The organism is Chromobacterium sp. ATCC 53434, from assembly GCF_002848345.1.
GTDB lineage: Bacteria > Pseudomonadota > Gammaproteobacteria > Burkholderiales > Chromobacteriaceae > Chromobacterium.
In genome coordinates this window covers 3,013,025-3,033,681 of sequence record NZ_CP025429.1, presented here as the reverse complement: position 1 = coordinate 3,033,681, position 20,657 = coordinate 3,013,025, and the positions used below count along the sequence as shown (strand labels likewise).

General features: G+C 61.8%; 16 protein-coding genes and 1 pseudogene. 8 read left to right on the top strand and 9 right to left on the bottom strand.

The window, feature by feature from the left end; all coding sequences use genetic code 11:
- Positions 1–4: 4 nt before the first annotated feature.
- Positions 5–1,174, bottom strand: a complete 1,170-nt coding sequence (locus tag CXB49_RS13625; protein WP_199406689.1) for an RHS repeat-associated core domain-containing protein — start codon at positions 1,172–1,174, stop codon at positions 5–7.
- Positions 1,175–1,553: 379 nt separating this feature from the next.
- Between CXB49_RS13625 and CXB49_RS13620 the strand changes: the two genes are divergently transcribed.
- Entirely contained in the window at positions 1,554–2,030 is a 477-nt protein-coding gene (locus CXB49_RS13620) for a peptidylprolyl isomerase (RefSeq protein WP_101708910.1), read from the top strand.
- A 79-nt stretch (positions 2,031–2,109) separates the two neighbouring features.
- On the opposite strand, the gene CXB49_RS13615 is transcribed toward CXB49_RS13620, so the two are convergent.
- A complete protein-coding gene (locus tag CXB49_RS13615) occupies positions 2,110–4,092 on the bottom strand; it encodes a sigma-54-dependent Fis family transcriptional regulator (RefSeq protein ID WP_199406688.1) in 1,983 nt (660 codons plus the stop codon).
- 388 nt (positions 4,093–4,480) lie between these two features.
- Between CXB49_RS13615 and CXB49_RS13610 the strand changes: the two genes are divergently transcribed.
- The 7 genes from CXB49_RS13610 to CXB49_RS13585 all read left to right on the top strand — a co-directional run bounded on the left by CXB49_RS13610 (position 4,481) and on the right by CXB49_RS13585 (position 14,168).
- Positions 4,481–6,640 (top strand): hydantoinase/oxoprolinase family protein, encoded by a 2,160-nt coding sequence (locus CXB49_RS13610; RefSeq protein ID WP_101708908.1) that lies wholly within the window; start codon positions 4,481–4,483, stop codon positions 6,638–6,640.
- Positions 6,637–8,961, top strand: a complete 2,325-nt coding sequence (locus CXB49_RS13605; RefSeq protein ID WP_101708907.1) for a hydantoinase B/oxoprolinase family protein — start codon at positions 6,637–6,639, stop codon at positions 8,959–8,961. Before CXB49_RS13610 ends, CXB49_RS13605 begins: the two co-directional genes overlap by 4 nt.
- A gap of 31 nt (positions 8,962–8,992) precedes the next feature.
- Positions 8,993–9,499, top strand: coding sequence for an acetone carboxylase subunit gamma (locus CXB49_RS13600; RefSeq protein ID WP_101708906.1), 507 nt, complete (start codon positions 8,993–8,995; stop codon positions 9,497–9,499).
- A 154-nt stretch (positions 9,500–9,653) separates the two neighbouring features.
- Positions 9,654–10,697: a sensor domain-containing diguanylate cyclase gene (locus CXB49_RS13595; RefSeq protein WP_101708905.1), complete on the top strand. Its 1,044-nt coding sequence runs from the start codon at positions 9,654–9,656 to the stop codon at positions 10,695–10,697.
- Between the two features lie 433 nt (positions 10,698–11,130).
- Positions 11,131–11,982, top strand: coding sequence for a hypothetical protein (locus CXB49_RS23585; RefSeq protein WP_158300852.1), 852 nt, complete (start codon positions 11,131–11,133; stop codon positions 11,980–11,982).
- A 28-nt stretch (positions 11,983–12,010) separates the two neighbouring features.
- A complete protein-coding gene (locus CXB49_RS13590; RefSeq protein WP_101706528.1) occupies positions 12,011–13,057 on the top strand; it encodes an IS630 family transposase in 1,047 nt (348 codons plus the stop codon).
- The gene (locus CXB49_RS13585) at positions 13,032–14,168 is read left to right on the top strand and encodes an OmpA family protein (protein ID WP_101708904.1); all 1,137 of its coding nucleotides are present in this window, start codon (positions 13,032–13,034) and stop codon (positions 14,166–14,168) included. The genes CXB49_RS13590 and CXB49_RS13585 overlap by 26 nt, the downstream gene beginning before the upstream one ends.
- Here CXB49_RS13585 and CXB49_RS24455 read toward each other — a convergent pair.
- From CXB49_RS24455 to CXB49_RS13555, 7 genes and pseudogenes are all read right to left on the bottom strand, one after another.
- Positions 14,165–14,317 (bottom strand): hypothetical protein, encoded by a 153-nt coding sequence (locus CXB49_RS24455; RefSeq protein WP_369826580.1) that lies wholly within the window; start codon positions 14,315–14,317, stop codon positions 14,165–14,167. The two genes, CXB49_RS13585 and CXB49_RS24455, sit on opposite strands and share 4 nt — an antisense overlap.
- Positions 14,318–14,384: 67 nt before the next feature.
- Positions 14,385–14,732 (bottom strand): hypothetical protein, encoded by a 348-nt coding sequence (locus tag CXB49_RS13580; protein WP_158300850.1) that lies wholly within the window; start codon positions 14,730–14,732, stop codon positions 14,385–14,387.
- 21 nt (positions 14,733–14,753) lie between these two features.
- Complete coding sequence (locus CXB49_RS23575; protein ID WP_158300849.1) at positions 14,754–15,629, bottom strand: hypothetical protein; 876 nt, start codon at positions 15,627–15,629, stop codon at positions 14,754–14,756.
- 308 nt (positions 15,630–15,937) lie between these two features.
- A pseudogene (locus CXB49_RS13570) lies at positions 15,938–16,586 on the bottom strand (IS5 family transposase); the annotation flags it as partial.
- A gap of 64 nt (positions 16,587–16,650) precedes the next feature.
- Positions 16,651–17,505, bottom strand: a complete 855-nt coding sequence (locus CXB49_RS13565; protein ID WP_101708901.1) for an HDOD domain-containing protein — start codon at positions 17,503–17,505, stop codon at positions 16,651–16,653.
- 232 nt (positions 17,506–17,737) lie between these two features.
- Positions 17,738–19,702 (bottom strand): acetoacetate--CoA ligase, encoded by a 1,965-nt coding sequence (locus CXB49_RS13560; RefSeq protein WP_101708900.1) that lies wholly within the window; start codon positions 19,700–19,702, stop codon positions 17,738–17,740.
- A 60-nt stretch (positions 19,703–19,762) separates the two neighbouring features.
- Positions 19,763–20,656 carry a hydroxymethylglutaryl-CoA lyase gene (locus tag CXB49_RS13555; protein WP_101708899.1) on the bottom strand — a complete coding sequence of 298 codons (894 nt, stop codon included), beginning with the start codon at positions 20,654–20,656 and terminating at the stop codon, positions 19,763–19,765.
- Between the last annotated feature and the right edge of the window lies 1 nt (position 20,657).

Sequence of the window (20,657 nt, the reverse complement as noted above, 5' to 3'; positions counted from 1 at the left end):
GATTTTAATCTTCCAGCCGGCCGGCAGTGCGCACGCCGGTGATGTCCGCTCTGCCTGTCGGGACGCCGTCGCGGTACCAGATGAAATAGGTCCCCTGCTGATCGTCTATGTCCATATTGAACGGATAATTGGATGGCAGCGATTTAAGAAAATATTCCCGCGTTCGTAGAAATCTGCTCCGTAATTCACCTTCGGTGTTTCTAAAAACCGTCAGCGCGCCGGAAATGACTTTAGACGCCTCCGGATTGAAGCCCAGGCGTGGACCGCCGCTAAATCCTCCGACTATCCTGCCAGGCAGCAATGCGGATAAGTCTCTTGCCATTTGGGAAGAGTTGCAGAGGTCCAGCCGTATGACGGGATAGCGGTAGTAACCCAGGACAAAGCGCGCCAGCTGCGTGTGCAGCTCGCTGGTGCGGATGGGGTTGAACAGCAGGTAGCCGTAGCGTTCATCCGGCATCATGATGCTATGCCCGTAGACGCTTAACACCGGCGTGTCCTCCAGCATTTCGCCATAGGCGAACGCCGCCATGTCCCCGGAAATGCCCATGAAATAGCGTTCGTTATTCGGCGCGAAATGTCCGGCGCCTCGGCCGGACAAGGGGATGCCGAATCCGCCTCGCTCGCCCCGCTCGATCTTGCGAAGGAAGCGGGCGCCGTCCTTCGCCAGGCTGGCGAGGCGGCCCAGTTTCGGAATCAGCCCCGCCCCCAGCGCGAGCATCCCCGTCGCCAGCGATACCCAGCCCAGCGCCGCCGATGTCCTCGGATCGCTCTGTTCCATCGCGCCACTCGCTATCGCCGTCGCATCCGCCACCGCGGTGATCCCGCCTATCGCCAGCGATACGGCCGAAGCGCTTTCCAGCGCGGCGATGATTCCGCCGGAGGCGATAATCGACGTCCCATAGGTAATCGCCGCCAGCCCCAGGCCGGCGATGCCCAGGCTTATCCCGCTCCAGGCCTGCCAGCTCAGGTGGCCGGACGGATCGGCCCGGTTCACCGGATCCGCGGCGCAGTAGGCGTATGGATTGGCGCCGCCGGCGCCGAACGGGCTCAGATCGTCCGGGCAGTGAAAGCGCATCAGCGCCGGATTGTAGGCCCGGTAGCCGTTGCCCAGATGCGTGGCGCCACTCACTGGATCGAGACGCTCCCCATTCAGCCCCAGAATACTGTCGTTCATTGTTTTTCTTTCGCGCATGGCAGACCCGATTCCAGCATGTGGCCTCTGCGCCTTGCCCTGGGCCGGACCCGATATAGGAAAACTCCTGCGGGTCGCAGTCGCGGGCTGATCGCAGCGGTGGCGAGGAGATGTTGGGCTTCATTCTTCGGCCCAAGCTGCGGTTCCGGCCGAGCGGATGGGCCGGATCGCCGCTTGATCGGCGGGGCAGGGGTCTTGAATGCCGGCGCGGGAACACAGCCGTCGCGGCTGTCCCGGTATGCTCGGGGCGGTTTTTCTTGTGCGGGCTGGGGGCGATCCGTTTGCGACAGGGTCGATTCAGTTGACACTCACCGGCTGAACTGCGACCCTTCCGGCTTCAATTTATCAGCCATTGCCCGCCATGAAAATCACCGCCAACACCGCCGTCACCCTGCGCATGAAAGTCACCGACAGCCAGGGTCTGGTTTACGACGACGGCAAGAACCCGGTCTCCTACCTGCACGGCGATTACGACAATCTGTTCGCCAAGCTGGAAGCGGCGCTGGAAGGCCAGGAAGCCGGCTTTCAAACCACGCTGGAACTGGCCACCGAAGACACCTTCGGCGCGCGCGACGAGGCGCTGGTCACCACGATGCCCAAGGCCGATTTCCCGCCCGGCGTGAAGGTGGGCGGACAGCTCCGCCGCACCGGTCCGGATGGCCAGCCGCGCTACTACTTCGTCACCAAGATCAAGGGCCCGGTCGTCTTGCTGGACGGCAACCACCCGTTGTGCGGCAAGACCCTGCGCTTCGCCGTCAAGGTTGTCGATGTCCGCGAGGCGACCGCCGAGGAAATCGCCCACCAGCATGTGCACGGCGAGCACGGGCATCAGCACTGATCCCCCGTCTTGCATAAACAAAGCCCTCCCCATCCGGGAGGGCTTTGTTTTGTCTGGATGCCGCCGCGCCGCGCGATTTTCAGGGCTGCGCGGCCTTTTTCCGTTGGGCCGCCGCGCCGTCCGGCATCGCGGCCAGTTTGACGTACAGCGTGCTGCGCGAGATGCCCAGCGTGCGGGCGGCCAGCGACAGATTGCCGTCGGCCCGCGCGATCGCGGCCCGTATCGCCTGTTTTTCCATTTCGTCCAGCCGTCCGGGGCCGCCGGGTTCGGGCGCGGCGTCGGCGGGGCCGGCAATCTCGCCGGGTAGCAGCGCGGCGTCGATGCGGTCGCCGTCGCAGAGGGCGAACATCGTCTCGTAGACGTTTTGCAGCTCGCGCACATTGCCGGGCCAGCGGTAGCCTTCCAGCGCCCGGCATGCCGCGTCGTCCAGCGTTTTGGCCGGCGTGCCGTATTTCAGCGCCAGCCGGGCGTTCAGGTGGGCGACGATGGCCGGGATGTCGTCGCGCCGTTCGCGCAGCGACGGCAGGCAGAGGGTGGTGACGCAAAGCCTGTGGTACAGGTCTTCGCGGAAGCGGCCGCTTTTCACTTCGGCCTGCAAGTCGTGGTGGGTGGCGGCGATCAGCCGGACGGAGACCCGGCGCTCGCGGCTGTCGCCCAGGCGGACCACGATGCCGTCCTGCAGCACGCGCAGCAGGTGCGGCTGCATGTCCAGCGGCATCTCGCCGATTTCGTCGAGAAACAGCGTGCCCCGGTCGGCCAGCTCGAATTTGCCGGGCGCGCCGCCGCGGCGGGCGCCGGTGAACGCGCCTTCCACATGGCCAAACAGCTCGCCGGCCAGCAGTTCGCGGGCGAGGGCGCCGCAGTTGATCGCGACGAAGGGCGCGGCGGAGCGGACGGAGGCCTGGTGGATGGCGCGGGCGAACAGTTCCTTGCCGACGCCGGTCTCGCCCAGCAGCACCACCGGCAGATCCAGCGGGGCGAGGCGGCGCGCGCGCGTCTTGGCGGCTTCCAGCGCGGCGCTGCCGCCGATGATGGCGGCGAACGCGTCCCGGCCGGCCGCTTGGATGGCCGGTAGCGGGGCGGGGCTCTCCGGCGGCAGGCCGGGGCGGGAAGGCAGCGGGATCAGCAGGAGGCTCCCCAGTTCCACGCCGCCGGCGCGCACCGCCTGGACCCATTCCCGCCGCATTCCGGCCGGCGCCTGCGACTGGCGCTGTTCCGGGGGAAGGGCGAGGTCGAAGGTGGCCAGCCTGGCGCCGGTCTCCAGCGGCAGCGCGATGCCGTGCCGCTCCCGCGCGGCGGCTATTTTGCCATTGTGCCGCAGCAGGCGGCCGGCGCTGTCGAACAGCGCGACGCAGTCGTCGCGGTAGCGGGTGAAGGCGTCCATCGACCGCGCGAACAGGCGTCCCTGCCGTTCCGTCACCGCCAGCGCCAGCGCCGATTCGATCTGCCTGGCGGCGGCGATGACCAGGCCCAGCGAATGGCCGTGGAAAGTCTTCTTGGTGCCGGAGACGTCGATGACGCCCAGCAGCGCGCGGCTGAGCGGGTCCAGTATCGGCGCCGCGGCGCAGGTCCACGATTTGACGTCCAGGCAGTAGTGCTCGCTGGCATAGAGCTGCACCGGCTGCCGCGCGGCGATGGCCGTGCCTATCGCGTTGGTGCCGATGGCCGATTCCGCCCAGCAGCCGCCCGGCGCCAGATTGATGCGCTCGCCGGCGTGGCGGGCCCGGTTTTCGCCGCTCAGGTCCAGGATGGCGCCGTCGGCGTCGGTCAGCATGATCAGCGAGCCGGATTCGCACAGCACGTCCCGCAGCGTCTTCAGCACCGGCTGCGCCGCGTCGCACAGCGCGTTGGCGCCGTGGCGCAGCTGCGCCAGCTGGTCCTGGTCCGCCACGCCGGGCGCGCTGCCGCGAGACGGGTCCACCGCCTCGGCGTGGCAGCGCAGCCACGATGCCTGGACCACGTCGCGGACCGGCAGCGCGGGCGGCGTCGCGTGGCGGACGAAGCGCTCCCAGGACGCGGCAACCAGATGCTCGTCCCCGACGCGCGGAATCATAGGGCTCATGGCAGCCATCCAATCGGCGACACGACAACGGTGAAAACCGTAAACCTTGCCATCGGCACCGTCAATGAATCTTTAAAAATCAATATCTTGTGCTATGCAGCATGTCCGGGCCGCCCTGTCCGGTTTTCGGACGCTGTCCGGCATCCGGACGCTTTGCGGCGGGCGGCCGGCCTCGCCCGTCTTGTCGATATCGGCGCGCAAGCATATGAAATCAAATGCTTTTTAGACTTTAAATTTAATGCTTTCTTTTCTGGCACGGCAATTGCGCCAATGGCATTTCCGCGTCCCCGGCATGACGCGCCGGTCAGGCGGCCGCCGGTGCGCGGTGTGGTAAGTCGACACCGGCCGGCGGCCGCCGGAACGCGCCGCACCGAGATCAGGAGGCCATATGCAACAGCAATCCACCGTGCAGGTGATGGGCATCGACGCCGGCGGCACGATGACCGACACCTTTTTCGTGCGCGCCGACGGCCGTTTCGTCGTCGGCAAGGCGCAAAGCCATCCGGATGACGAATCGCTCGCCATCTACCACTCCTCGCAGGATGCGCTGGCCCACTGGGGGCGGCATGTGGACGACGTCTACCCGGAGCTGGCCACCTGCGTCTATTCCGGCACCGCGATGCTGAACCGCGTGCTGATGCGCAAGGGCCTGGCCGTCGGCCTGATCTGCAACCGCGGCTTCGAGCAGATCCACGCGATGGGCCGCGCGCTGCAAAGCTATCTGGGCTACGCGCTGGAGGACCGCATCCACCTGAACACCCACCGTTACGACGAGCCGCTGGTGCCGGTGTCCCGCACCCGCGGCGTGACCGAGCGCACCGACGTGCAGGGCAGGGTGGTGATCCCGCTGCGCGAGGACGAGGTGCGACAGGCCGCGCGCGAGCTGGTGGCCGCCGGCGCCCAGGCCATCGTGATCTGCCTGTTGCAGTCGCACAAGAACGGCGACAGCGAGCGGCGCGCGCGCGACATCGTCCATGAGGAGCTGGCCGCGCTGCGGACGGCGATTCCGGTCTTCGCCTCGGTGGACTACTACCCGTCGCGCAAGGAAAGCCACCGGATGAACACCACCATCCTGGAGGCCTACGGCGCGGAGCCGTCGCGGCAGACGCTGAACAAGGTCAGCGACCGCCTCAAGGCGCACGGCGCCCGGTTCGACCTGAGGGTGATGGCCACGCATGGCGGCACCATCAGCTGGAAGGCCAGGGAGCTGGCGCGCACCATCGTGTCCGGGCCGATAGGCGGGGTGATCGGCTCCAGGATGCTGGGCGAGGCGCTGGGCGACGACAATATCGCCTGTTCCGACATAGGCGGCACCAGCTTCGACGTGGCGCTGATCACCAAGGGCAATTTCGCCATCCGTTCCGATCCGGACATGGCCCGGCTGGTGTTGTCGCTGCCGCTGGTGGCGATGGATTCCGTCGGCGCCGGCGCCGGCAGCTTTGCGCGGCTGGACCCGTTCAGCAAGTCCATCCGGCTGGGGCCGGACAGCGCCGGCTACCGCGTCGGCACCTGTTGGGCCGACAGCGGGCTGGACACCGTCACCGTGTCCGATTGCCACGTGGTGCTGGGCTATCTGAACCCGGACAACTTCCTCGGCGGTGCGATCAAGCTGGACGCCGCGCGCGCGCGCCGCCACATCCAGGCCCAGCTGGCCGATCCGCTGGGCCTGTCGGTGGAGGACGCCGCCGCCGGCGTCATCGAGCTGCTGGACCTGACGCTGTCCGAGTATTTGCGCGCCAATATCAGCGCCAAGGGCTACAACCCGGCCGATTTCACCTGTTTCTCCTACGGTGGCGCCGGACCGGTCCACGCCTACGGCTACACCGGCGGCGTCGGTTTCAAGGATGTGGTGGTGCCGGCCTGGGCCGCCGGTTTTTCGGCCTTTGGCTGCGCCTGCGCCGATTTCGAGTACCGCTACGACAAGTCGGTGGACCTCGGCGTGGCCCTGCACGCCGCCGACGCCGACAAGGAGGCCGCCTGCCGCACGCTGCAGCAGGCCTGGTCGGAGCTGGCGGTCAAGGTGATGGACGAGTTCGCGCTCAACGGCTACCAGGCCGAGGACGTGATGCTGATCCCCGGCTACAAGATGCAGTACATGGGTCAGCTGAACGATCTGGAGATCGTCTCGCCGGTGTCCCGCGCCGCGGGCGCCGCCGACTGGGACCGGATCGTCGAGGCTTTCGAAAACACTTACGGCCGGGTGTACGCCAGTTCGGCCCGCTCGCCGGAGCTGGGCTTCTCCATCACCGGCGCCATCCTGCGCGGCATGGTGGCCACGCAGAAGCCGGTGTTGCCGGAAGACCCGGACGCCGGCCCCATCCCGCCGGCGGAGGCCTATCTGGGCGCCCGCCCGCTGTATCGCCGCAAGCAATGGCTGGACGCCTCGCTGTGGCGGATGGAGGGCCTGAAGGCGGGCAACCGCATCGTCGGCCCCGCCATCATCGAGTCCGACGCCACCACCTTTGTGGTGCCGGACGGTTTCGAAACCACGGTGGACAAGCACCGCCTGTTCCATCTGAGGGAAGTCAAACCGGGAGACGCGCGATGATCGCGATGAAAACGACAGAGGCCGGCTGCGCCGACCTGCTGAAAAACGGCCAGACCCTGAAGGCCTTCCGCGACGGCATCGTCGCCCGCACCCGGTCCACCGGCCACTACAACGGCCTGAGCGAACTGCCTTTTCGCGACGGCGACCCGATAGGCTACGAGAAGCTGTTCTCCAAGCTGCGCGGCGGTCTGGTCCACGCCCGCGAAACCGCGAAGAAGATCGCCGCCAGCCCCATCGTCGAGCAGGAGGGCGAGCTGTGCTTCACGCTGTACAACGCCGTCGGCGACTGCGTGCTGACGTCCACCGGCATCATCATCCATGTCGGCACGATGGGCGCGGCGATCAAGTACATGATAGAGAACAACTGGGAGGCCAATCCCGGCATCCGCCCCGGCGACATGTTCACCAACAACGACTGCGCCATCGGCAATGTCCATCCCTGCGACATCGCCACCATCGTGCCCATCTTCTGGGACGGCCGGCTGATAGGCTGGGTGGGCGGCGTCACCCACGTGATAGACACCGGCGCGGTGACGCCGGGGTCCATGTCCACCGGCCAGACCCAGCGTTTCGGCGACGGCTACATGATCACCTGCCGCAAGACCGGCATCAACGACGAGCCGCTGCGCGACTGGCTGCACGAGTCGCAGCGCTCGGTGCGCACGCCCAAGTACTGGATTCTCGACGAGAAGACCCGCATCGCCGGCTGCCACATGATACGCGCGCTGGTGGAGGAGGTGATCCGCGCCGACGGCGTCGAGGCCTATGAGCAGTTCGCCTACGAGGTGATAGAGGAGGGCCGCCGCGGCTTGCAAAGCCGGATCAAGGCGATGACGCTGCCCGGCGTCTACCGCAAGGTGTCCTTTGTCGACGTGCCGTACCGGCACGACGATGTGCAGGTGTCCAACGCCTTCGCCAAGCTGGATTCCATCATGCACTCGCCGGTGGAGATGACGATACGGCCGGACGGCACCTGGCGGCTGGATTTCGACGGGGCCAGCCGCTGGGGCTGGCACACCTTCAACGCGCACCAGGTGGCCTTCACCTCCGGCATCTGGGTGATGATGTGCCAGACCCTGGTGCCGACGCAGCGCATCAACGACGGCGCCTACTTCGCCACCGAATTCCGCCTGCCCAAGGGCAGCTGGTGCAATCCGGACGACCGCCGCACCGGCCATGCCTATGCCTGGCATTTCCTGGTGTCCGGCTGGGCCGGCCTGTGGCGCGGCCTGAGCCAGGCCTATTTCAGCCGCGGCTATCTGGAGGAGGTCAACGCCGGCAACGCCAACACCTCAAACTGGCTGCAGGGCGGCGGCATCAACCAGGACGGCGAGATCCACGCGGTCAACAGCTTCGAGGCCTCGTCCTGCGGCACCGGCGCCTGCGCGATCAAGGACGGCCTCAACCACGCCGCCGCCATCTGGAATCCGGAAGGCGATATGGGCGACATCGAAATCTGGGAGATGGCGGAGCCGCTGCTGTATCTGGGCCGCAATGTGAAGGCCAATTCCGGCGGCTACGGCAAATACCGCGGCGGCTGCGGCTTCGAGACGCTGCGCATGGTGTGGAACGCCCAGGACTGGACGATGTTCTTCATGGGCAACGGCTTCATGAACAGCGACTGGGGCATGATGGGCGGCTACCCGGCGGCCACCGGCTACCGTTTCGAGGCGCACGGCACCGGCCTGGAGCGGCGCATCGCCGCCGGCGAATCTCTGCCGCTGGGCGGCGACGTCGATCCGGGCGCGCCGGACTACGAGCGCCACCTCGACGCCGACGCCCGCATCAAGCGCGACAAGCAGTGCATCACCACCGAGGACTGCTACGCCAACCACGACCTCTATCTGAACTACCTGCGCGGCGGCCCCGGCTTCGGCGACCCGCTGGACCGCGATCCCAAGGCGGTGGAGGCGGACCTGAACCAGCGCTATCTGCTGCCGGAGTATGCCGGCAGGGTCTATGGCGTGGTCTTCACCGTGGACGACGACGGCGTCTTCACCATCGATCCCGGCGAGACCCGCATCCGCCGCGTCGAGATCCGCATGGAGCGGCTGATACGCGCGCGGCCGACGCGCGAATGGATGCGGCAGGAGCGCCAGCGCATCGTCGACAAGCAGGCCTCGGTCCAGGTGCGGCACATGTTCGCCACCAGCTTCGCGCTGTCGGAAAAGTTCGCGCGCGCGTTCAAGGCGTTTTGGGAGTTGCCGGACGACTGGCGGCTGCCGGAGGAGGAGCTGGGCGTGCCGTGCTACGGCGCCCGCCACCGGATGGACCTGTCGCAGCTGCCCGACGTCGCCACCGTGGTCCAGGTCGAAGAATGATGTCGAGCGATAGTCATCGAGGAGCAGGAATATGTCAGCTTATACAGACGAACAGATCGCCCACCTGGTCGACGGCACGCTGGACTGGGACACCGTCTTCCGCATGCTGGCCATGCCCAAGGACGGCGGCCGTTTCGAGCAGTACCTGGCGGCGCTGCAGGCCCGGGTCAGCTTCAAGGACCGCATCGTGCTGCCGCTGGGTCCGCACCTGTACATCGTGCAGTCGGCCGAAACCAAGCGCTGGCTGACCCAGTGCGGCTGCGGCAATGTTTTTTGCGGCTACCGCGAGAACTGGAAGCTGCACGCCGTCGTCTATGTCAGGGACTCCGAGGAGGCGATGGCCGAGGTCTATCCCAAGCTGATGGCGCCGGACACCAAGTGGCAAGTTTACCGGGAGTATTACTGTCCGCGCTGCGGTACGATGCACGATGTCGAGGCCCCGACGCCGTGGTATCCGGTGATTCATGACTTTGAGCCTGATATCGAGGCCTTCTACAATGAGTGGGTGAAACTGCCGCTGCCGGAACGGGCCGATTGACCCGGGGCCGCGTCTTTGGTCGCGGCATCCCGCGGCGGTTTCGGTTTGGAACGGCGCCAGGCTTGGTCGCCGGCGGTTTGCGACAAGGCACTAGGCTAGGCGCTGCAGTTCCTCTACAGTGCCCAGTCATCATGGCATCAGGATGGAAACAGGCATGGACGCGGTTCTCTCTCAGCTCTCCCTCTCTCTCAGCGCCGCCAGGACGGTCGATCAGTTGATCCGGCCGCTGCTGGAAATGCTGGGCAATATCACCGGCATGGAGTCCACTTATCTGACCAGCATCGAGCTGGACTTGTGTCTGCAGCATGTGCGCTACGCGCGCAATATCGGCGACATGCAGATTCCCGAAGGCCTGAGCGTGCCCTGGGAGGACACGCTGTGCAAGCGCTCGCTGGACATGGGGCTGACGGCGACCAACGAGGTGGAGACGCTGTGGGGCGATTCCGAGGCGGCGCGCCAGCTGGGCATCAAAACCTATCTGAGCGCCCCGGTGCGAGACACCGAGGGCGGCCTGCTGGGCACGCTGTGCGCGGCCAGTTCCCGCAAGCTGCCGATGCAGCCGGAAACCGAGACCCTGCTGCAGCTGTTCGCCAATATCGTCGCCAACTTCATCGAGCGGGAGACGCTGGTGCAGAACCTGCAGTCGGCCAATGCCCAGTTGGCCGCCTTCGCGCTGACCGACACGCTGACCGGCCTGCCCAACCGCCGCGCGCTGTTCGACGAGCTGGAACGGATGCTGGCGCAGGCCGAGCGCTGCAGCGGCAGCATCCTGGTGGGCGGCATAGACCTGGACGGCTTCAAGCAGGTCAACGACGGTTTCGGCCATCAGGCCGGCGACGACTTCCTGAAGGCGGTGTCCGGCCGGCTGCAGACCGCGCTGCGCGGCGGCGACATGCTGGGCCGCGTCGGCGGCGACGAATTCGTCGTCATCGGCCTGGGGCCGGCATGGTCCCATGCCGGCATGCCGGGGGAGCTGATCACCGACGGCGAGCCGGCCGTCGCCGCGCGCGAGCTGCAGCAGCGGCTGGCGCAGGCCAGCATAGGCGATTACATGCTGGACGGGCAGATCCTGTCCTATGGCGGCGCCAGCGTCGGCGTGGTGGCCCTGGCGCCGTTCGGCATGCAAAGCGCGGCGGCGATCAAGCTGGCGGATCGGGAGATGTACGCGGTGAAGCTGGCGCGGAAGCGGCGCGGCTAGGCCACTGGTTTCTTAGAGCCTGTTCACGATCTTTTTTACGAGCGTCCCGGTGCCGCTTTCTGTCGGTACATGGCTTTGTCAAACGTCTCTTGCAGTGAGCGCACTGCGGCGAGCCGCTTTCCGCGCCCTACATCCGGCAGAAAACGGCCGATGCCGCAAAAAGATCGTGAACAGGCTCTTAAGACCCGCTAACAAAACCCCTGATCCTGCGTTGCGCCTCCTTGTCGTACGACTGGTATTGCCTGCGTCGGCGCGCCTTGGCTCAGGGACTCTGCGAGGTTTTGTTAGCGGCTCTAAGAGCGGCTAACAAAAATCAGTTTCACACCTGCCTGAGGCAAGGCAGCATCAGGAATTTTTTTAGCTGCTCTTAGTACCGGGATCAATATCCGGCTTCACCGCTGCAATACTAATAAATTAAATTTTGATGTAACACATGATGCCCGACCATAAAAATAATCGATACCGGCCAGCTTTTCACAATAGATCGCCCAAGCACTCCGACTTTAAAGACTTGCTTTTAAAAAGTCAGATAGATTTAAACAAGCAAGACACTGAAAAAAAGAGAGCTGAAAAAGAAAAAACTGACAATGAAAGTAAAAAGATACTAGAAGAAACATCCAAGGCCATTGCCGATAAAATATTCTCGTACTCAAAGCTTGTTATTGGCTTTGCGAGTGCATACGGATTTATTTTGCTTTTGATTTACTGCTACACTCAGGCAAAGTTCTTACCATCCGGCCTATCTATAGGTGATAGTGTACTATTGCTCTTCTTCTCAATTGCCTTTAGCTTTATTATCTTTGTCATTGCATGCTTGGGCACCTATACTGCCCACCCTCTTGTCGATTATGGAAAACAGAAATACCTTGCCAAAAAATTAGCAGAGCGCAAAAAAGCAAACCGCTTCAGAAAAGCAACCAATCATACCAAGCCAAAATATTTTCCAAAGAAAATCACAAAAACAAAACGCAAGAAGATAAATTGGGAAGAAGTAATAGCCACTATTTCATACTTAATTCTTTTCACCATCCCATTCTTATTAACCAATATCACAGTTCAGGTACTCCCAATTTATGGGAGTTGGGTCTTTGATGCTCCCTATCTAAAAGATCATGTATTTATTGCATCATTAATTTTGTCCGCCCCATTTATACTGGCTAAAGCTCTGTGGACATGCATAGCACTCCCTTGGTATTTTAAAAAAAACAAACTTAACTCGCAGCCTCTAATTTGGCTCGTTCTATACACGTTATGGTTTTTTGTAGAGTTATTAATCCGGCAGTAATAATCCGTACAGATTGTATACTTCCGGCATGGAAAAAATCGATGTGCGCAAGCTTGAACTGGCCGCCCGTGAGCAGCTGAGGCGTACCGCTATCCGGATGTACAAGCGAGGCCGGTCTCAAGCCAGTATTGCCGAAGAACTCGGGCTGCGCCGCCCCACCATTTCCGCCTGGGTGGTGCGTGAGGCAGCACTAGGTGCGCAGGGATTCAAAGAACAGAAGCGCGGTCGCGCCGAAGGCACCGGCCGTCGGCTGACCGAGGCGCAGGAAGCCCGGATCAAGCAGGACATCGTGGATCGCACGCCAGACCAGATGAAGCTGAGGTTTGCCCTGTGGAGTGCTCAGGCGGTCAAGGCTGTAATCAAGCAGATGTTTCTGATCGATCTGCCGATCCGTACTGTCCGTCTGTACTTGGCCCGCTGGGGCTTTACGCCGCAGCGCCCGCTCAAACGCGCTTATGAGCAGCGACCGGCAGCAGTCGAGAAATGGCTCAAGGAGGAATACCCGGCTATCGTCGCGCGTGCCAAAGCGGAAATGGCTGAAATCAGCTGGGGCGACGAATCGGCGGTGTCGAGTGTTGAGCACTTTCCGCGTGGCTACGCCCCAAAAGGCCAAACCCCAGTTCTGGTGTTATCCCAATCGAAAAGAGCGCGCATCAACTTGATTTCGGCCATTACCAACCAAGGCAAGATGCGCTTCATGCTGTACCGGGAGACCTTGACGGCCCGGGTGCTGATCAAGTTTCTGATGCGGCTGATCCGTGATGCTGGCGGCAAGAAGGTGTTCTTGATCCTCGACAACTTGCGCGTGCATCACAGCAAGCTGGTGCAAGCATGGTTGGAGGAGGAAGAGAACAAGAAGGCGATTGAGTTGTTCTTCCTGCCCAGCTACTCACCGGAACTGAACCCGGATGAATACTTGAACGGCGACCTGAAGGCCAGAATGAGCGCAGGTGAGCCGGTTCGATCAGACGGTCAACTTCAAGGGAAAGTGCTGTCCCATTTACGCTCATTGCAGAAGCAGCCGGCCAGAATCCGGTCGTACTTCCGGCATGAAAAAATCCGCTACGCGGCATGAGCTTTCTGTACGGTATTTGACTGCCGGATTAATAGTATGCGCCACAAGCGACCAAGCATGCTTTCTCGCACTCTACATTCAAGCTAGCGGCTTAATTCTAGCTCTCCTTCAGTCAATAATAACTAGCGAGTTCTCAAAGAAGAAAAATGAAGTAAAGTACCCTGGCGGCCGAACTGCCATAGCAGTATTCGTTGCAATACTACTCGCACTACCTCTAATGCAGTGGTCTGAATTAGGCTCCTCCATATTTAACAACTCCGTTGTAAAGCCTATTGGAATATACCAAGACAGAGCATCCTTATGGGTTTCAAAAAAAAATCTTCAACGTCTAGAAAATGCGGCCAAGCTACAGGACATTCCTCTTAGTGTTTGCAAAAACTCAGATGGCTCTGCCGTTGTAACTGATCTTAAAATCTGGTGGCATGGCATTGGCGCCCGAAGCTATGTTCAGCTGCTAGGGTTTAATGATGAAGGAAATACAAACAAAACGAATTCAAGCGCGCCCAATGGAAGCATTAAAAAAGATAAAGCCACCTATGACGAATACCCTAGAGTAGAGCTAGATAGCAATGAAACAAGTTTAATTGCCTCTCAAAATGTGCGCTGCACAGAAATCAGCGACGCGCTTGTATTTCCATCAAATAAAACGATACCGGAAGATGAGCCATCTGCTAAAGATCAACTCGCAAAGCAAATAAGACCGTTCATCGAAACTAACACTGATGGGATTGGGGAAAAATTCCTCAACAAAATTACCGTCATTGGACATGCCGATCCAATGCCGATAGAAAATGCTAGCAATGAAGACCTAGGCCGCGAGCGCGCAACCCATGCATTATCCATACTGTGCAACAAGAACCTATACAAAGGCATTCAAAACGCCAATATAGAAATAAAAACCATGGGGGCACGCTCACCACTCAAAGATTGCTCTGCAATCAAAGATAAAGACTTGGCCAAAGAATGTAATGCAGTGAACCGGCGTGTAGATCTACAATTTAGTTATTCATTAAAGTCTACTAAAAAGGACTACACACTAGAATGTTTTTGCAACAAAACATCTCAAAAAACATGCGATAAATCGGCCATAAAAAATAATAATTCTCGCTAATTGTAGCGACGCATTCCGGGGCAGCCGCTATGATGCGGCAGGTTGCCCCGGATGCGGCAGCTGATCAACCGTTTGCTGCATTTTTCTAAACGTGAGTCCGTCACCGGCGGTTCCCATGTGTCGAACATCTCCTCTCCTTCATAGCCGATCGGATATTGCAGGCATTGTTTTCCCCATAAAAAAGGCCGCCCGTAGGCGACCTCGAAAAACGATTACTTATTTAAGCGTTTCTTTTGGCTCTGATGGAGGATTTTTCTTTCTGATATAAACAACCTCGACCGGGCCATTAAAAATCCCGCCCATGAAAGAGCCGGCTTTTATCTTAATTTCAAAGTCTTCATCCTTAGGCGTATAAACCTGCATCACCACGCGAACAGGCCAAAGCAACATGGAAGCCTTCATCGATGCTACAACACAGCCGGGATGATTTTCCTGCAACCACTCGACTGCCATTTCTTGCGCAATCCTGGCCCGCCGCTGCAATTCCAAATACCCCAGATATAAAAAAGGCGTCAACATCAGTCCCGATGTTATTTTTTGCATTAATGTCATTGGCTCGGTCATTTTCACCACCTCCCAAAATGCTTAGGCGACCACTGCTTCTGCATCCAACTCATGTCTATCATTGTTTGACGTGCCGCCATTCGATATTTGAGATGATTGGCCCGCATCACTGCTATAGGAACTCCCCACGCCGATGCCATGCGGGTCTATATACTCCGACCGTGTGCATTCATTCGGATTGGAAACTGGCGATGTATGAAAATCATACGGTGTCGCCGGCTGGCTACTTGTCCCCAACGTCGAACCATATGTAATGCTCCAGCCTGGCACGCCCGACACAGTCGATATCGTACCAGGATTACCCGGAGCATACCCTACCCCGGTTGCAGTTGGGCCAATAAACGTGCCAGAAAATCCATTTAGATGATCTGCCGCTGTCCCGTTAACAACCGTACCAAACGCCCCAGATGGGCCAGGAGAGCCGATACCGGCATAAAAAACTTTATTGCCATTTTCGTCATTGCAAATACCAGCCACGAGTCCCGCAAATCCCCCACCGGCACAGCCAAAGGCAGATGATGTTGCCACTGTTGGGACTGCTGACGGAACATGCGTACCCGATTTAGCCGCTGCTGCCGCATTGGCCACGGCCGCAGAATTGGCAGCAACGGCCGCCACTACAGATGCGGTAATTCCAGGTGCCGCAACCGACTTCGCTGGCGGCGAATAGGTTTGATCGACATGGCCCGCCGTTTCGACAATGGGCTTGATCCCGCTGAGCGCCGCCGCAATAGCTGCCGGACTCAGTGTAACTGTAGTCGAGGGCGTGGGCGCAGGCGTGGCACTGGCCTGAGTGGGCGCGGGCGCTGACTGACTGGTTTGCGGGATTTGAGCTTGGCGAACTGGCAAGTTATCGTTATACGCCGGGTTATTTTTATACGTGCCATTATTCAGCACGCTATCACCGGTAGACGCTGATATCAAATCCGATATTCTCAAAACATTTCTCCATCACGATTAACAAGCTAATCATTTTTATTCTTAATTCAATTGTCATGTTACCGTAATGGCATTGCACTGCACAACAATAGTGGCTGATTACGCAATATTGCGCCCCGCCCCTGGCATTCCCCATCAATAAACCCCACAGAATGCCCGGCGCCGCACAAGATCAGCTATAGCGCTGCATGTCAGGGCAACTGCCGTAGTTCGCCATATTGCCGCGCGCCCGGCAGCTGGCCAACTGCTTGCCGCACTTAGGGCCGCTAACAAAATTTCTCGATAAAGCATAAGCAAATCAGGGAGCAAGCCAGCTTCAACAACGCGTAATACGTATCGAGCCGACGTTCAAAGTGAATACGCAACTTGCCAAACCCCGCCAGCCACGCGTGCGTTCGCTCAACCACCCAGCGATGCCGGCCAAGCTTCTCGCTACTTTCAACGCCTCGACGGGTAATTTGGGCCTGGATGCCTCGTCGTCGAAGGTGGTCGCGACAACGGCGGTAGTTGTAGCTCTTATCGGCGTGTAGCCGGTCCGGCCGTTTCCGCGGCTGGCCCGGTAAGTCGGGGATGTCCGGGATGGCATCGATCAATGACTGAAACACCATTGAGTCATGCCGGTTGGCTCCAGTAATATACTGCGCCAATGGCAGGCCACGGCGATCTACGACGATGTGCCGTTTGCTACCGAGCTTGCCCCGGTCGGTGGGGTTAGGCCCAGTTTGCTGGCCTCCTGGGGCTGGCAACACTCGCCCCGTCGATGCTGGCACGACTCCAATCAATCTGGTCGCATTGTCGAAGCTGAGTGAGCAATGCCAGATGACGCTGGTCCCAGAGACCTTGGAGCTGCCAATCTCGTAGTCGCCGCCAGCAGGTCATGCCGCTGCTGAAGCCCAGCTCCTGGGGCAGGTCCTCCTATGGGATACCCATCTGGCAAGGCTTGGCGCCAACTTGTTCTGTCGATTTTTGTTAGCGGCTCTTATTCGTCTTCTTGAGGCAGCGCCGCCAGCAGGCAGGCCTTCTGCTCGTCGGACAGCGGCAGCGCCGAGACCAGTTTTTCCTTGGGCACGCCCGGAATGTACTGGGCGATATGGCCGATGTCGGAAGGCAGGGCCGGATTGTCCGGGTTTTGCGTCAGGTGGCGGGCGCAGTCTATGGCGGTCTGGGCGATATGGGTGCGCGGCCGGTCCACGCCGCGTATCAGCTGGCTGATCATCTGCGGCAATTGCCAGACGTCGGACAGGACCAGCGTCAATTGGCGGAAGGTGAATCCGGCGGTGTTCAACTGGGCCAGGCCGGTGCGGTTGGCGCGGCCGGCTTCGAATTCGGCGATGGCCTCGGTCGGCAATTCCGGCGCGAAATGCCAGAGCAGCAATTCCCCGGTTTCGGAAAGCAGCGTGGCCAGCGAGATTTCTTCCGGCGAGGTGTCGGAACGGAAATTCGACCAGGCGCGCGCAATGCCGGACGCCATCACGGCGGTGGAAACCGCCGCCCGCCAGCCAGGATGGTCGACATCGACGACCGGGCTTCTGGCGATCAGCGAATACAATGGGTCGCTGCCTATCTGCAATATCGTCGCCAGCTGGGTGGTGGTCTCGTTGCCCAGGCGGCGGGAGCGGTGCCGTTCGGCCTCTATCAGCAGTTTGACGGCCAGATAGGGATCGTCGTGAACCATTTCCACCAATTCTCTCGGCGAAAACTCCGGGGCGTCCTGGCCTTGCGATTTCAGCGACTGGAAAATATCCCGCGTCGCCGCCAGAACGGGTATCTCGCGGTCTTTCAGATAGGCCGCCCACTGTTCCACGCCCCAACTGCGCTGCTGCCGATTCAACATGTCTGTCCGCTCCGAAAATCGTCGCGCCCCGCGTTGTTGTTCTCCTGAAGATTATGCCCGCATTTGCGACCCAGAATCATCCTGCCCCATTAATTCATGATAATTCAGCTTGCCGCGTTCGGCGCTTGCAAAATATCCGGGGAATAGGGTTTTGGGCCGGAAAATGTCGCCAACAGGCGCCAAAAGAAAAACGAGGACCGGGGTCCTCGTTTTTGATCGGGTGGATGGCGGTTTATTCGCCGAGCTCGCTGAGGTTTTCAAACAGTTTCAGCGCTTCTGGATTGGCCAGCGCGCTGACATTGTTGACCGGACGGCCGTGGATGACGTTCTTCACCGCCAACTCGACGATCTTGCCGCTGACGGTTTTCGGAATGTCGGCGACGGCGACGATGCGGGCCGGCACGTGGCGCGGGCTGGCGCCGCTCTTGATCTGGGCCTTGATCTTGCCGGCCAGCTCTTCGTCAAGCTGAACGCCGTCGCGCAGCTTGACGAACAGCACCACCCGCTCGTCGTCCTGCCAGGTCTGGCCGACGGCCAGGCTTTCCAGGATTTCCGGGAAGACTTCCACCTGGCGGTAGATCTCGGCGGTGCCGATGCGCACGCCGCCGGGGTTCAGCACCGCGTCGGAGCGGCCGTAGATGATCACGCCGTCGTGGGCGGTCAGTTCGGCGTAGTCGCCGTGGCACCAGATATTGGCGAAGCGGCCGAAATAGGCCTGGCGGTATTTCTCGCCGTTCTTGTCGTTCCAGAAGCCTATCGGCATCGACGGGAACGGCTTGACGCAGACCAGCTCGCCCTTTTCCTGGACGACGGCGCGGCCCTGCTCGTCGTAGATGTCCACCGCCATGCCCAGGCCGCGGCATTGCAGCTCGCCGCGGTAGACCGGCAGCGTGGACGCGCCCAGCGCGAAGCAGGAGACGATGTCGGTGCCGCCGGAGATCGAGGCCAGGTTCAGGTCGGACTTGATGTTGTCGTACACCCAGTCATAGCTTTCCGCCACCAGCGGCGAGCCGGTGGAGAACAGGCTGCGCAGCCGCGACAGCTGCCAGTCGCGCGCCGGCACGATCTCGGTCTTCCTGAGGCTGTCTATGTATTTGGCCGAGGTGCCGAAATGGGTGAAGCCGTGCTCGGCGGCGTAGTCCCACAGCACGCGGCCGTCGTCGGCGAACGGCGAGCCGTCGTACAGCATCAGCGCCGCGCCGGAGGCGAGGCCGGAGACCAGCCAGTTCCACATCATCCAGCCGCAGGTGGTGAAGTAGAACAGGTGGTCGCCCTGGTGGACGTCGGCGTGCAGCTGGTGTTCCTTCAGATGCTGCAGCAGCGTGCCGCCGGCGCCGTGGACGATGCACTTGGGCTTGCCGGTGGTGCCGCTGGAATACAGGATGTACAGCGGGTGGTTGAACGGCAGGCGGACGAATTCCAGCGGCTGGGCGTCGAAACCGGCGAGGAAGTGGTCCAGCGACTGCGCGCGCGGCACAGCGGCGGCGAAGTCGGCGGCGTCGATGCTGAGATAGGGCACGACGACGATGCGGGCCACGCTGGGCAGATTTTCCGCCAGATGCGCCATCTTGGCGCGGATGTCCACCGCCTTGCCGTTGTACCAGTAGCCGTCCGGGCAGAACAGCAGCTTGGGCTCGGTCTGGCCGAAGCGGTCCAGTGCGCCGTCGGTGCCGAAGTCGGGCGAGCCGCTGGTCCACACCGCGCCCAGGCTGGCGGCGGCCAGCATCGCCGTCAGCGTGGCCGGCATATTGGGCATGAAGCCGGCGACGCGGTCGCCGGCGGCGACGCCGCTGGCGCGCATCGCCTGCTGCAGCCGCGAGACCAGCTGGTTCAATTCGCGCCAGGACAGCTTCTGCTCGATGCGGTCCTCGCCGCGGAACACCACGGCCAGCGTGTCGTCGTCGCGGCGCAGCAGGTTTTCCGCGTAGTTGAGCCGGGCCTCCGGGAAGAAGCGGGCGGCCAGCATGTCGTCGCCGTTTTCCAGCGCGACCGCGCCCTTGTCGCCGATGACGCCGCAGTAGTCCCAGACCAGCGACCAGAAGCGGCCGGGGTCGTCGACGCTGGCCTGCCACAGGCTGCGGTAGTCCGGCAGCGACTGGTCGCAGGCGGTTTCGGCCAGCCGGGCGAAGGCGGTCAGATGGCTGCCGGCCACGCGGCCGGCCGATGGCGTCCAGATCGGGGTATTGCTTGCTTGCATGGTTTCTCCTGTGGCGGCCCGCATTGTTTTTGCTTGGAGGGGCGGACCTGCCGGTATGGTTTAGCCCTGGCGGCCGAGCGCGTGCGCCAGCTTGGAGGCGGGGGCTTTGCCCAGCGCGTCGGCGATGTACCAGGCGGCATCCACCAGTGTAGTGAGATCGATGCCGGTGTGATAGCCCTCGCCGGCCAGCAGATAGGCCACGTCCTCGGTGGCGACGTTGCCGGAGGCACCGCGCGCGTACGGGCAGCCGCCCAGCCCGGCCACCGAGGCGTCGAACACCCGCAGCCCCACGTCCAGCGCGGCGCGGATATTGGCGATGGCCATGCCGTAGGTGTCGTGGAAGTGACCGGCCAGCCGTTCGGCCGGCAGCGCGTCCAGCACCGCGTCCAGCATCTCGCGCACGGCGGCCGGGGTGCCGACGCCTATGGTGTCGCCCAGCGAGATCTCGTAGCAGCCCAGATCGGCCAGCGCCCGGGCCACTTCGGCCACCTTCCGCGGTGCGATCCGGCCCTCGTACGGGCAGCCGACGACGCAGGACACGTAGCCGCGCACCCTGATGCCGGCGTCCAGCGCGCGCCGGCACACGCTGTCGAAGCGCTGCAGGCTCTCGGCGATGCTGGCGTTGATGTTCTTCTGGCTGAAGCTTTCGCTGGCGGCGCCGAACACGGCGATTTCGCGCACGCCGGCGGCCAGCGCCGCGTCCAGGCCCTGGTCGTTGGGCACCAGCACCGGGTAGGACAGCGGGCCGGCCAGGTCCAGCCCGGTCAGCACCGCCGCGCTGTTCGCCATCTGCGGCACCCATTTGGGCGAGACGAAGGCGCCGGCCTCTATCGTGCTCAGGCCGCTGGCGGCCAGGCGGCGGATCAGTTCCAGCTTGACGGCGGCGTCCAGCGACTGCTTTTCGTTCTGCAGCCCGTCGCGCGGGCCCACTTCCACTATCTTGACGCTTTGCATG